The 13,847-nt window shown below is 63.5% G+C and carries 11 protein-coding genes; 7 read left to right on the forward strand and 4 right to left on the reverse strand.

Going from position 1 to position 13,847, the window contains the following annotated elements; translation table 11 throughout:
• Positions 1-3: 3 nt before the first annotated feature.
• Complete coding sequence (ehuR, locus tag NKI29_RS18230) at positions 4-1,389, reverse strand: MocR-like ectoine utilization transcription factor EhuR (RefSeq protein WP_352796870.1); 1,386 nt, start codon at positions 1,387-1,389, stop codon at positions 4-6.
• An 82-nt stretch (positions 1,390-1,471) separates the two neighbouring features.
• On the opposite strand from ehuR, the gene NKI29_RS18235 reads away from it, so the two are divergent.
• The 5 genes from NKI29_RS18235 to NKI29_RS18255 all read left to right on the forward strand — a co-directional run bounded on the left by NKI29_RS18235 (position 1,472) and on the right by NKI29_RS18255 (position 7,488).
• Complete coding sequence (locus tag NKI29_RS18235) at positions 1,472-1,963, forward strand: Lrp/AsnC family transcriptional regulator (RefSeq protein WP_352635936.1); 492 nt, start codon at positions 1,472-1,474, stop codon at positions 1,961-1,963.
• Between the two features lie 127 nt (positions 1,964-2,090).
• Complete coding sequence (locus NKI29_RS18240; protein WP_352796927.1) at positions 2,091-3,584, forward strand: NAD-dependent succinate-semialdehyde dehydrogenase; 1,494 nt, start codon at positions 2,091-2,093, stop codon at positions 3,582-3,584.
• Between the two features lie 34 nt (positions 3,585-3,618).
• Positions 3,619-4,998, forward strand: a complete 1,380-nt coding sequence (locus NKI29_RS18245; protein WP_352576443.1) for an aspartate aminotransferase family protein — start codon at positions 3,619-3,621, stop codon at positions 4,996-4,998.
• A gap of 9 nt (positions 4,999-5,007) precedes the next feature.
• Entirely contained in the window at positions 5,008-6,156 is a 1,149-nt protein-coding gene (locus NKI29_RS18250) for an alcohol dehydrogenase family protein (RefSeq protein WP_352796872.1), read from the forward strand.
• 219 nt (positions 6,157-6,375) lie between these two features.
• A complete protein-coding gene (locus NKI29_RS18255; RefSeq protein ID WP_352569059.1) occupies positions 6,376-7,488 on the forward strand; it encodes a nucleotidyltransferase family protein in 1,113 nt (370 codons plus the stop codon).
• A gap of 87 nt (positions 7,489-7,575) precedes the next feature.
• Here the strand turns inward: NKI29_RS18255 and NKI29_RS18260 are convergent, their stop codons facing one another.
• Complete coding sequence (locus tag NKI29_RS18260; RefSeq protein WP_352455373.1) at positions 7,576-8,952, reverse strand: aspartate aminotransferase family protein; 1,377 nt, start codon at positions 8,950-8,952, stop codon at positions 7,576-7,578.
• Positions 8,953-9,118: 166 nt separating this feature from the next.
• Between NKI29_RS18260 and NKI29_RS18265 the strand changes: the two genes are divergently transcribed.
• Positions 9,119-10,237, forward strand: a complete 1,119-nt coding sequence (locus NKI29_RS18265; RefSeq protein WP_352699427.1) for an NAD(P)/FAD-dependent oxidoreductase — start codon at positions 9,119-9,121, stop codon at positions 10,235-10,237.
• A gap of 222 nt (positions 10,238-10,459) precedes the next feature.
• Positions 10,460-11,467, forward strand: coding sequence for a cell division protein FtsZ (gene ftsZ, locus NKI29_RS18270; protein WP_352796875.1), 1,008 nt, complete (start codon positions 10,460-10,462; stop codon positions 11,465-11,467).
• 43 nt (positions 11,468-11,510) lie between these two features.
• On the opposite strand, the gene NKI29_RS18275 is transcribed toward ftsZ, so the two are convergent.
• Positions 11,511-12,461 carry a phosphotransferase family protein gene (locus tag NKI29_RS18275; RefSeq protein ID WP_352796877.1) on the reverse strand — a complete coding sequence of 317 codons (951 nt, stop codon included), beginning with the start codon at positions 12,459-12,461 and terminating at the stop codon, positions 11,511-11,513.
• A gap of 72 nt (positions 12,462-12,533) precedes the next feature.
• Positions 12,534-13,775 (reverse strand): acyl-CoA dehydrogenase family protein, encoded by a 1,242-nt coding sequence (locus NKI29_RS18280; protein ID WP_352755662.1) that lies wholly within the window; start codon positions 13,773-13,775, stop codon positions 12,534-12,536.
• Between the last annotated feature and the right edge of the window lie 72 nt (positions 13,776-13,847).

Consider the following 13,847-nt stretch of genomic DNA (forward strand, 5'->3'; position numbering starts at 1 on the left):
CGTCTAGATCGCAAGCAGGAGATGCTCGGGATCGCCGAGCAGAAGCTTGGTGACAACGCCGAGACCGGCACGCAGTTCCCCCTCCGTGGTCGAGCCCAGCGAAATCCGTACGGCTGGATGCCAAGGCATCTGCGAAATGCGAAACGACGTGCCGGGCGCGATCGCCACGCCCTGCAGGCGGGCCTGGGAAACAAAGCTTTCCTCACCGCGGTCATCGGGCAGTTGCAGCCAGACATGCAGCCCGTCGCGATGAGCCCGATAGTCCACTCCGGCAAGCACCTCGGCGGCTATGTCCAGACGCCGCCGCAAAGCCAGGCGCTGCCATCGCACGAGTTCCATCGCGGTGCCGTCGGTCACCCATTTGGTGGCGATCTCGGCCACCAACGGCGTCGCCATCCAGTTCGAGACGAGATGGCGATTGGCGACCGCGGCGACATAACGATCGGGCGCCGCGAGATAGCCGATGCGCAGGCCCGGCACCACGATCTTGGTGAAGGAGGTGACGTAGAGCGTGCGCTCGGGGGCAAACGCCGCGACGGGCGGCGGCCGGTCCTCGACCAGCGGGCCGAGCACGTCGTTCTCGATGATGGCGATGTCGTGCCTGCGCGCCACCGTCGCGATCTGCTCGCGCCGGGCGGCATCCATTAGCGTTGCCGTCGGGTTAATCACCGAGGGCTGCACGAACACGGCGCGGATGTCGGACAGCCGGCAGGCCTCGTCGAGCGCTTCCGGGATCAGCCCATTGTCGTCGATGGGCAGACCCTCGAGATTGAAGCCGAGATAGCGCGCCAGCGGGATCAGCGTGTGATGGCCGATCGCCTCGGTGGCGACGGTCGAACCGGGCGGCGCCACGCTCATCAGCGCTACCGTCATACCGGCGGTGGCGCCGTTGGTCAGGCTGATGTTCTGCGGCGACGCGTCGAGGCCGCAGAGGCGTAGCCACTCGACACCTACCGCGCGGTGGCGCGGGAACACCATGTTCGGCCTGAACGACAGCGCCGAGCTCGACGGCAGGTTTTCGGCGAGCCAGCCCAGCGCCTGCCTCAGCCGCTCCAGATGCATCGGTTCGCAGACCGGCTTCAGGATGGAGAGATCGATGACCTCGCCCAGCCGCTCCGGCAGATAGGGCGGCTCCGGCTCGCGGCGCTGTGTCTGCACGAAGCTGCCGCGGCCGACCTCGCCGGAAACCAGCCCGCGGCGGATCAATTCCTCGTAGGCGCGGCTGACCGTCTGCACGGAAAGTTTCAGATCGTCGGCCAGTTGCCGGTGCGTCGGCAAGCGCGCGCCATTGGCCAGGCGCCCGTCATGGATGGCGCGCGCGAACTGGTCGGCGAGCGATTGATAGGCCGGCCGCCGGATAAGAGCGGGATCTGGTCGCCAAAATGTCATGACTTATTAGAGATCGAAATCAGTGCAATTGACAATCGAAATAATGCGCCGTCATGGTGTCCGGCACTAGAAGTGGACGATCATGGCTGCAGCGAAACTCGATCCGATCGATCTCAAAATCCTCGACGCCATTCAGCGCGACGGGCGCATCACCAAGCTGGCGCTGGCCGAGAAAGTCGGCCTGTCGCCGACGCCGTGCTGGATGCGGCTGCGCAAGCTGGAAAAGGCCGGCATCGTCTCGGGCTACCATGCCAGGATCGCCATGCGCGCCATCGCGCCGGTCGCCACCGTGCTGATGGAGGTGACGCTTGCCAACCACCGCCAGGCCGATTTCGACCGTTTCGAGCGTGTCATCCGCAACATTCCCGAGATCATCGCCTGCTGGTCTGTCGGCGGCGGCGTCGATTACCTGCTGAAAGTCATGGCGCGCGACATCGACGCCTATCAGCGGCTGGTCGACAATCTGCTCGAGCGCGAGATCGGCATCGACCGCTATTTCACCTATATCGTCACCAAGACGGTGAAGGAGGAGAGTGTGCTGCCGGTGGCGGACCTGTTGCCGGCATCTTCCTGATACCGGAGAGATCGTCTGGCTGGGCAGGGCAATAGAGACAATCTCTCTACGTGCAGGCACGCAAACAGCCTCTCTGTTTGCGCGGCAGAGATAGTCTTGCGGCATCACCCGAACCGGGAGCCCGATGATGTCCGCACATTTTGCCCGCTCGCACCGCCATGAAGCGCTTGATCGCCTTGCCGACCGGCGGCTGCTGCGCGAACTCGCCTATGTCGCTGGCCACTGGACGGCGAGCGAGACCGCGGAGAGTTTCGAGGTGACCGATCCGGCTACCGGATCCACCGTCGCTTTCGTTGCCGCGCTCGATGCCCGGCAGACCACATTGGCGATCGATGCGGCATCGCGCGCCTTTCCTGCCTGGCGCGCATTGCTGCCGCAGGAACGGTCGAAAATCTTGCGAAAATGGTTCGATCTGATCGTCGCCGCCAAAAATGACCTGGCCCTGCTGATGACGCTAGAACAAGGCAAGCCGCTGAAGGAATCGCGCGGCGAGATCGACTACGCCGCCTCTTTTGTCGAGTGGTATGCCGAGGAGGCCAAACGTCTCAACGCCGAAAGCGTCACCAGCCATCTGCCAAATGCCGAGATGGTGGTGCGACGCGAACCGCTTGGTGTCGTCGGCGTCGTCACCCCGTGGAATTTTCCCGCGGCCATGCTGACCCGCAAGGCGGCGGCCGCCCTCGCCGCCGGCTGCACCATCGTCGCGCATCCTTCCTCGGAAACGCCGCTGTCGGCACTGGCGCTAGCCGAACTTGGCGAACGTGCCGGCCTGCCGGCTGGCGTCTTCAACGTTCTCACCGGTAAGGCTTCGACCATCGTTGGGCGGATGTGCGAAGATCCGCGCGTGCGGGCAATGAGCTTCACCGGCTCGACTGAGATCGGCAGGTTGATCGCCGCGCAAAGTGCGCCGACGATGAAGCGTCTGGTGATGGAGCTTGGCGGTCATGCGCCTCTGATCGTCTTCGCCGACGCCGATCTCGACAAGGCTGTGACCATCGCCGTCGACGCTAAATTCGCCACCTCCGGCCAAGACTGCCTCGCCGCCAACCGCATCTATGTCCAGCGTCCGATATACGATCGGTTCTGCGCTGCTTTCGCTAAACGCGTCGAGGCATTGCGGGCCGGCAATGGCCTCGCTGACGACACCGAAATCGGACCCTTGATGCACGAACGCGCCGTCAAGAAGGTCGAGGAGCAGGTGGCCGATGCGCTCGCCAAAGGCGCGCGTTGCCTGACCGGCGGCAAGCGCCATCCTGCCGGGCCGCTGTTCTACCAGCCGACCCTGCTCGCCGACGTTGGAGACGACGCTTTGATCATGCGCGAGGAGACCTTCGGTCCGGTTGCGGCCGTGACGCCCTTCGACAGCGAAGAGGAAGTCGTCGCCCGCGCCAATGCCACCGAATACGGCCTCGTCGCCTATGTCGTCACCGAAAACGGCGGTAGGCAATTGCGCATGGGCCGCGCGCTCGACTATGGCATGGTCGCCATCAACCGCGTCAAGATCACCGGCGCGCCGGTCCCCTTCGGCGGCGTCAAACAGTCCGGCATTGGCCGCGAGGGCTCGCGCCACGGGCTCGAAGCCTTTACCGATCTTAAATACCTCTGTCTGGACGTGGCGTAAGCCGCGCCCGACCCTTTTCCTCAGGAGTAAAAAGATGCTCGACCAGTCCAACGAACTCGCCGCCTGGGATCGCGATCATTTCTTCCATCCCTCGACCCATATGGGCACGCACGCACGCGGTGAATCTCCGACGCGGGTGATCGCCGGTGGCGAAGGCGTCACCATCTGGGACAATAACGGTCGCAAGAGCATCGATGCCTTCGCCGGGCTCTACTGCGTCAATGTCGGCTATGGCCGCCAGAAGATAGCCGACGCCATCGCCGCGCAGGCCAAGAACCTCGCCTATTACCACGCCTATGTCGGGCACGGCACCGAGGCATCGATCACCCTTTCCAAGATGATCATCGACCGCGCGCCGCAAGGCATGTCGAGGGTCTATTTCGGCCTCTCCGGTTCCGATGCCAACGAAACCAACATTAAGCTGATCTGGTACTACAACAACGTGCTCGGCCGGCCGGAGAAGAAGAAGATCATCTCGCGCTGGCGCGGCTATCACGGCTCCGGCATCATGACCGGATCGCTGACCGGCCTCGACCTGTTCCACAACGCCTTCGACCTGCCGCGTGCGCCGGTCCTGCACACAGAGGCGCCCTATTACTTCCGCCGCGCCGACCGCTCGCTGAGCGAGGAGCAGTTCTCGCAACATTGCGCCGACAAGCTCGAAGAGATGATCCTCGCCGAAGGCCCGGAAACGGTTGCCGCCTTTATCGGCGAGCCGATCCTCGGCACCGGCGGCATCGTGCCGCCGCCGGCGGGCTACTGGGTAAAGATCCAGGCGGTGCTGAAGAAGTACGACGTGCTGCTGGTTGCTGACGAGGTCGTCACCGGCTTTGGCCGGCTGGGCACCATGTTCGGCTCCGACCATTACGGCATCAAGCCCGACCTGATCACGATCGCCAAGGGCCTGACCTCGGCCTATGCGCCGCTGTCGGGCGTCATCGTCTCAGACAAGGTCTGGCAGGTGCTGGTGCAGGGTTCAGACAAGCTCGGCTCGCTCGGTCATGGCTGGACCTATTCGGCGCATCCGATCTGCGTGGCCGCCGGCGTCGCCAACCTGGAACTGATCGACGAGATGGACCTGGTGCGGAACGCCGGCGAGACCGGCGCCTATCTCCGCGCCGAGCTGACGAAAGCCGTCGGTGGCCACAAAAATGTCGGCGAGGTACGCGGCGACGGCATGCTGGCGGCAATCGAGTTCGTCGCCGACCGGGACGACCGCGTGTTCTTCGACGCCTCGCAAAAAATCGGGCCGCAGGTCGCGACCACCCTTGCGGAAAGCGGCGTCATCGGCCGCGCCATGCCGCAGGGCGACATTCTCGGTTTCGCGCCGCCGCTCTGCCTCACCCGCGAAGAGGCCGACATCATCGTGTCGAAGACGGCCGATGCGGTGAAAAGCGTGTTTGCCAACATCTGAAGAACCGACATGAATGCCATGACCAAGACCCTCCCCGCCACCATGGCCGCCGTGCAGCTGATCGGTCACGGCGGACCGGAAAAGCTCGTCTACCGCACCGATGTGAAAGTGCCCTCGCCCGCCCGGGGCGAGGTGCTGGTCAAGGTCACCGCTTGCGGCATGAACAACACCGACGTCTGGGTGCGCCAGGGCGCCTATGGAACGGAGGAGGATGCCGCCGCTGTGTCGACCTGGCGTCGTCAGGGCAATACGCTGAGCTTCCCGCGCATCCAGGGCACCGACACGGTCGGCAACATCGTTGCCGTCGGCGACGGCGTGTCGCCGGCCCGCATCGGCGAGCGGGTGATGGTCGATTTCTCCATCTACAATCGCGACGACGATTCACTCGCCGACATCGACTATATGGGCCACGGTCGAGACGGCGGCTATGCCGAATACCAGGCGGTGCCTGCAGAGAATGCCCATGTCGTCGATACCGATCTGAGCGACGTCGAGCTTGCCACTTTCTGCTGCGCCTATCTCACCGGCGAGCAGATGCTGGAACGCGCCGCATTGAAGGCCGGCGAGCGTGTGCTGGTCACCGGCGCCTCGGGCGGCGTCGGCTCGGGCATCGTGCAGCTGGCGCGGGCGCGCGGCGCCATTCCCTATGCGGTTGCCGGCAAGGGCAAGGAACAGGCCGTGCGTGACATCGGCGCCGAGGCGGTGATCACCCGTGGCGTTGCCGATCTGCCGGCCGCCGTCAGCGCGGCGACCGGGGGCCAGCCGATCGACGTGGTGGCCGATCTGGTCGGCGGCGCGATCTTCAACGACCTCCTGCGCATCTTGAGGCCGGAAGGCCGCTATACCACGGCTGGTGCAATTGCCGGCCCGGTCGTGCAGCTGGATCTGCGCACCATGTATCTGAAACAGCTGCAACTGCATGGCTCGAGCCAGGGCACACGGGCGGATTTCCGCCGCATCGTGCGCTACATCGAGGAGAAGAAGATCCGGCCGCTGGTCGGCGGCGTCTACAAGCTGTCCGATTTCCATCGCGCCCAGGCGGATTTCATCGCCAAGGATTTCGTTGGCAAGCTGGTCGTCGTGCCGGATGCGATCGCCAAAATAGCGCGTCGACCAAAAACGCCTATGACAGGCTCGGGCCGTTCGCGGACGCGGTGAGGTCGAGCGCCACATCCAAGCAGCGTTTTCGTGATGGCTTTGTTTATCTGAATGAGCAAAACCCATTCTGATTTGGCTGCACGCCGGCAACAAGGATTCCTGACCCTCTCCTGCGGCGTTATAAGGTTTTCGCGATTTTCTTATAACTCCCGCTTGCGTCCCTTGAGGTCATGCCGCTATAAGAGAACCGCATTTTTCTTATAACCGGAGCCGCCTGACATGAAGACGGTCGACCTCGTTTACCGCACGATGTATGCGGAACTCGTCCAGCGATCCTTGGACGCAGCCTTCGAAACGGATTTCCCTACGACGGGCAATCTCGTCAAGGTGCCCGTCAAGGGCAAGGTATACTGGTATTTCGAGGAAACGCAGCCGACGAAGACGCGACGGTATGTCGGGCCTGACAGCGATCCCGAGATTGCAAAACGCGTCGAATCCTTCCGTCAGATCAAGGACGACCTCCGCGCCCGCAGGAAGCTGGTATCCACGCTCGTGCGCGAGGCAGGGCTGACAGAACCCGAAAGGTTCACCGGGGATGTCGTCGAGGCGCTGGGGAAGGCTGGCATCTTCCGCTTGCGCGGCGTCCTGGTCGGCACAGTCGCCTTTCAGTCCTACGCGGGCTATCTGGGCGTGAAGCTGCCCGGTGCAGCGTTGCAGACGGGCGATGCAGACTTCGCCCTATTCCATTCCGTGTCGGCCGCGGTCGAGGACAGCCTGCCGCCCATCCTCGAAATCTTGAGGGAGATCGACCCAACCTTCAGGGAAATCCCTTACAGATCAGATCCCGGACACGCGACGCAATTCGAGAACGCAGTCCGATACAAGGTCGAGTTCCTTACACCGAACACGGGCAGCGATGACTACGCCGATCATGCAACCTCGATGCCGTCTTTGGGCGGTGCATCCGCGCAGCCTCTTCGGTTTCTCGATTTCCTGATCCACGAACCAATCAGAACTGTGCTGCTGCATCGATCGGGAGTGCCTGTCGTGGTACCGTCGCCCGGACGATATGCGGTTCACAAGCTGATCGTTGCCTCGCGCCGACAGAACAACGCAAACGGCGTGGGCAAGCGGGAAAAGGATGTCCACCAGGCAGCACTTCTGGTCGAGGCACTGGAAGCTACCCGTCGCCAGGACGATCTCGCCATCGCGTTTTCGGAAGCGTGGGACAGGGGAAAACATTGGCGTGAAGCGATACAAAAAGGACTTGGCTTGATTCCCCAGAAACAGCGTGGCGACGTCGAGGCGACGATCGTCAACGCACTTTCAGGAATCGGCGAGGAACTGGAAGGATTCAGCGGCTCATCTGCGAAAACAAAGCACGGAGACTAAACGGCAGCAACGGGTGTGGAGGGTAACCTTCTGCCAGCCGTCGCCGAGGCGTTTTTGTTTTCAGGTTTCAAAATCGACTTTGCCTATTCAGCTCTGCGATCGGACCTGCTTGACGGCAGCCTCGAGCGACCGTTCAAACGCGTCGATCACCTGGTCGACCTGCGGCTCGGTGATGATCAGCGGCGGGCAGAAGGCCAGCGCGTCGCCCATATTGCGCGAGATGACGCCGTTCTGCTGCATGAAGCCGTTGACGAGCCCGCCCAGTTCACCGGTCTTCCCCCACGGCGTCTTGTTTGCCTTGTCGCCGACCAGCTCGACCGCCGCGACCAGGCCGATGCCGCGCACCTCGCCGACAAGCGGGTGCGAAGCGAGCGTGCGCAGCCGCTTCTGCAAATGCGCGCCGACCGCACGCGCATTGCCGACAAGGTCGCGCTCCTCGATCAGCTTCAGGTTCTCGAGCGCGACCGCTGCCGCAACAGGATGGCCGCCGCCGGTGAAACCGTGGCCGAAGGTGCCGATACGGTTGCTCTCGTCGGCGATCGGCTCGAATACCTTGTCATTGATCAGCAGGGCTGAGATCGGCAGGTAGGACGAAGAGATCTGTTTCGACAACACCATGATGTCGGGCCTGATGCCGAAGGTCTGCGAGCCGAACATCTCACCTGTTCGGCCAAAGCCGCAGATCACCTCGTCGGCGATGAGCAGGATGTCGTATCTCGATAGCACCGCCTGTATCTTCTCCCAGTAGCCGGCCGGCGGAACGATGACGCCGCCGGCGCCCATGATCGGTTCGCCGAAAAAGGCGGCGATGGTTTCCGGTCCTTCGGCGAGGATCAGCTTTTCCAGCTCGTCGGCGAGCCGCGTCGAAAACAGCTCTTCGCTTTCACCCGGCAGCGCCTCGCGCCAATGGTGCGGCGTCGAGGTGTGCAGCACATTGGCGATCGGCAGATCGAACGAAGTGTGGTTGTTGGGCAGTCCGGTCAGGCTTGCCGAGGCGATGGTGACGCCGTGATAGCCCTTCTTGCGGCTGATGATCTTCTTGCGCGCCGGCTGGCCGAGCGCATTCGACCGGTACCAGATCATCTTCATGGCCGTATCGTTGGCCTCGGAGCCGGAATTGGTGAAATACGCCTTGCTCATCGGCACCGGCGCCATCTGCACCAGTCTCTCGGCGAGATCGATCAGCGGCGAATGCGATTTGGAGCCGAAATCGTGATAGTAAGGCAGCTTCGACATTTGCCGTACTGCCGCATCGACCAGCCGCTTCTCCGAAAAACCGACCGCGACGCTCCAGAGCCCCGCCATCGCCTCGATATAGCGGTTGCCGGCAAGGTCCTCGACATAGATGCCGTCGCCCTTCTCGATGACGAGCGGCCCCGACTCCTGATGCTTGCGCGCATTCGTATAGCCATGCATGTGAAAGCTTATGTCGCGGGCTTCGGGTGAATTCGGTCTTGCGTCCATGACGGCTCCTGTGCTGCACGCGGAACAGTCCTGCCGCCGGTCCGGCTCAGCAGGTCCCCGTGCGTTATGCCGTTTGATGCATCTTTCTCGAACGGTATAGTGTCAAGCGCTTTCGACAGGGCCAGCGGATGGATGGACGCATGCAGAACTTCGGCTTGACCTGACCGTGGACCATGTCGACTGCATTGTCGCCGGCGCCGGCGTTGTTGGCCTGGCGATCGCGCGAGAGATGGCGCAGCGCGGCATCGATACGCTGGTCCTGGAAGCCGAGAGCGCTATCGGCACCGGAACAAGTTCGCGCAATTCCGAGGTCATCCATGCCGGCCTCCACTATCCGGTTGGATCGCTGAAAGCCCGGTTCTGCGTGGCCGGCCGGGAAAGACTCTATCGCTATTGCGAGGAGCGGGCGATCCCGCACGCGCGCTGCGGGAAGCTCATCGTTGCCACAAATGCCGAACAGGAGCCGGTGCTCGCCTCAATCCGGGCCAATGCACGCGCTTGCGGCGCCGGCGACCTGGTGCCGTTGCGCGAAGCCGAGGCGCATGCGCTGGAGCCCAGCCTTAAGTGCACGGCGGCGCTGCTGTCGCCCGCCACCGGCATCATCGACAGCCATGCCCTGATGCTCGCCCTGTTGGGCGACGCCGAGGAGCACGGGGCGGCACTTAGTCTCAACACGCGCATCGCCTCCGGCCGCATCGAAGCAGGCCGCGTCGTGCTCGAGACGGTGGACGCTGCCGGCGGCGAGCGCTTCGAGATCGCCACTCCGCGTTTCGTCAATGCCGCCGGGCTTGGCGCCGCAGCACTTGCCGGTTCGCTTGAAGGGCTCAATCAGCAATTCGTGCCAAAGCTCCATTATGCCAAGGGCAATTATTTTTCGGTGGCCGGCCGGGCGCCGTTCTCGCGATTGGTCTATCCGGTGCCCGAACCCGGCGGGCTCGGTGTTCATCTGACGCTCGACCTCAATGGCGTCGCCCGCTTCGGGCCGGACGTCGAATGGACCGATCAACTCGACTACCGCGTCGACCCGGCTCGTGGCGAGCGCTTCTACAGCGAGATCCGCAAATACTGGCCGGACCTGGCCGATGGCAGCCTGCAACCCGCTTACAGCGGCATCCGGCCAAAACTGTCCGGTCCCGGTGAGGCCAATGCCGACTTCGTCGTCCAGGACGTGGCGGTGCACGGCGTGGATAGCCTGGTCAACCTGTTCGGCATCGAAAGCCCCGGCCTGACCTCCTGCCTGACGATTGCCGACCATGTCGCGCAGTGCCTCGCGCCGAAGTTGTAGCGTGCGGCGCCCCGCGCCGCGATCTGCACTGTATCAAGGCGCATTGCGTGAACTTTCAGACGCAAGTCCCCTATGAGGCACATCGCGCACTTGCAGCCCGCTCCGCGCTCTGATTCCCTGCATTCTGGGGCTGTCCTGATTCGCACTGCCCGGTTCAGAGTTTTCGCAGTGCGCCCGGGACAAGCTTCCAGCGACCACTCGGCGTATCCAGGGAGAACGGCAATGAACACCGCGACGAGGCCGGTAATCTCGGAGATGAGGCCCAAGATCACCGTCGTCGGGGTCGGCGGCGGCGGCGGCAACGCCGTCAACAACATGATCGCCGAAGGCCTGCAGGGCGCGGAATTCATCGTCGCCAACACCGATGCCCAGGCCCTTGCCATGTCGAAGGCAACGAGGCTGATCCAGTTGGGCGCTCATATCACCGAAGGTCTCGGCGCCGGGTCCCTGCCCGAGGTCGGCCGTGCTGCGGCCGTGGAATCCATCGACGAGATCATGGATCACCTTGCTGGAACGCACATGTGCTTCGTGACCGCCGGCATGGGAGGCGGAACCGGCACTGGTGCCGCGCCTGTGATAGCGCAGGCAGCGCGGGCAGCCGGAATACTGACCGTTGCCGTCGTCACCAAGCCATTCGTCTTCGAAGGCAGGCGCCGCATGTACGCTGCCGATGAGGGCATCGAGCGCCTGCGCGAAAGCGCCGATACCGTCATCGTCATTCCCAACCAGAACCTGTTCAGGATCGCCGACGCCAGAACCACGTTCGCCGACGCCTTCGCCATGGCCGACCGGGTCCTCTATGCGGGTGTCGGCTGCATCACCGATCTGATCGTCAAGGAAGGCCTGATCAATCTCGACTTCGCCGATGTGAAGTCGGTGATGCGCGACATGGGCCGCGCCATGATGGGAACCGGCGAAGCCGCCGGAGAAGGCCGCGCCAAGAAGGCAGCGGAAGCGGCAATCGCCAACCCGCTGCTCGACGAAGCTTCGATGATGGGCGCCAAGGGCGTCCTTGTCTCGATATCGGGCGGCTTGGACATGACGCTGTTCGAGGTCGACGAAGCCGCTACCCGCATCCGCGAGGAGGTCGACAACGATGCCGACATCATCGTCGGCGCCATCTTCGACAAGGCACTCGCCGGAAAATTCAGGGTGTCGGTCGTGGCGACCGGCTTGCGGCGTGGCTTGGAGATTCCACTGCTTGCCGAACCGGAAGTTCGCATGAACTGAACGCGTATCGCTGCAACTCGCTCAGCCGACTGCCAGCCTCGCGTCACCAGGGCCGCGCGCCGTCGATGACTTCCATGGCGCGTGCAGCAAAACGGCCGGCCAGCGGTGCCACATCCGCCGCATCGGCCGCAACCGCGCTGCCGGCCAGCACGCGGTCGGCGATGCCGACGAAGATCACGGCAAAGCGGAACATGGCAAACACCAGATGGAACCGCTGCAGCGGCGCCGTCGGCACGGCGTGGGCGAAGTAATGATCGAGGAATTCGCGCTGTGTCGGAATCCCGAGGGCTGCCTGATCAAGGCCGAGGATGCCGCCATATTCGTCCGATGAGGAATGCCAGGGCATCGAGCAGAAGCCGACATCGGCAGGCGGATGACCAAGCGTCGACAATTCCCAGTCGAGAATGCCGATCACCTCGGGCCGCTCGGGATGGAAGATGAGATTGCCGAGACGGAAATCGCCATGCGCGATCGAGACGCGGCCGTCATCTGGCGGAAGATGTCGCGGCAGCCATTCGGCGACGGCTTCGAGCGCGGCAATGCGCTCGCTCGGCGATTCCCGCAACTGTCTGGTCCAGCGCGCGATCTGTCGCTCAAAATAGTTCCCGGGACGGCCATAGTCGCCGAGCCCGACCTCTTCCGGCCGGACTGCGTGCAGCTTTGCCAGCGCCTCGGCCATGCCGAAATAGATGCCGCGCCGCTCGTCCGGCGCCAGTCCCGGCAACGCGCCATCGTGGAACACCCGGCCGTCGAGCCGCTGCATCAGATAGAACGGCGTGCCGAGCGGCTCGTCGCCGTCGTGATAGAGCACCGGCCGCGGCACCGGCACCTTTGTCGATGCTAGCGCCTTGATCACCCGGTACTCGCGATCGACTGCATGAGCGCTGCGCAGGATCGGTCCCGGGGGTTTCTTGCGCAGAACCATGCGGCGGCCGCCATAGTCGACGAAATAGGTCGGGTTGGATTGGCCGCCGACGATCCGCTCAAGCGACATTTGGCCATCGCCAAATGCGCTCTCAGAAAATCCTCCAGGCGTACCGGATCGAAATCCATCCTCATTGCCGGCTCAGCGGTTCCCGCCGCGACCTGTTTCGTCTTGTCTGCCGGCTTCGACATGCCAGCGCCAGAAGCCCGCACCTTCCTTGTTGAGAAAGCGGTTGAGCACCATCTTGTGGACCTCGTCGGCGCCGTCGACCAGGCGAGCCTGGCGGGCGTAGCGGTAGATCCATTCGAGTACAGTGTCTTTCGAATAGCCGCGGGCGCCGTTGATCTGGATCGCCACGTCGGCGGCGTCATGCAGCACGTTGGCGACCTGGATCTTGGCCATGGAGACCTCCTTGCGGGCAAAGCCGCCGCGATCGAGCTCCCAGGCCGCCTTCATCACCAGCAGCCGCCCGATCTCGATGCGCATGGCAAGGTCGCCGAGCATCAGCTGGATACTCTCGCGGTCGGCCAAAAGCTGCCCGAAACCGCTACGCTCGGCGGCATAGGCGCGCGCGATCTCGATGCAGCGCTTGGCAAGCCCGAGCCAACGCATGCAATGGGTGAGCCGCGCCGGACCGAGCCGGACCTGGGTAACCATGAGGCCGCTGCCTTCGCCGGCAAGCACATCCTCGACCGGGACTTCAAGACCGTCGAATTCCAGCTCGCAATGGCCGCCATGTTCTTCCGGTCCCATGATCTCGATGCGCCGCAGGATCCGCCAGCCCGGCTGGTCCTTGTGGAACAGCAAGGCCGAAAGGCCGTGACGCGGATCGTCCGAAGTGCGCGCTATGAGAATGAAGTGGCTCGCCTCTTGCGCGCCGGTGATGAACCATTTGCGGCCTTTGACGACGTATCTGTCGCCGCGCCGTTCGGCTCTGGTCATGATCATTGAGGGGTCGGAGCCGCCGCCCGGGTGCGGTTCCGTCATTGCAAAGGCCGAGCGCACCTTGCCCTCGACGATCGGTTTCAGCCATCTTTGCTTCTGCTCCGGCGTTCCCAGTCGCTCCAACACCATCATGTTGCCGTCGTCGGGGGCCGCAGAATTGAACACGACCGGACCGAAGATCGAGCGGTTCATCTCTTCATAGCAGACGGCCATATCCACCTTGGAAAGGCCGGCCCCGTCGGTCTCGGGTTTGAGCTGCAGGCACCACAGGCCGGCTGCTTTCGCCTTGCCCCGCAACGTTTCGAGCAGCGGCAGCGCGACATTGCCATGGCCATCGTAGGAAGCCTTGTCTGCCTCGAGCGACAGTATCTCGCGCTCGACGAAATCGGCAATCCGGGTACGAAGGGCCTCGGTATGGACGGGAATGTCGAAATTCATGGCGCTCACAAGGATGAAACGAGATGCCGCCATCGGCTCCGATGGTCGCGCCGGTAGTGTAACTGCCGTCGT

Origin of the sequence: Mesorhizobium sp. M0678 (assembly GCF_040320505.1) — a bacterium.
GTDB lineage: Bacteria > Pseudomonadota > Alphaproteobacteria > Rhizobiales > Rhizobiaceae > Mesorhizobium.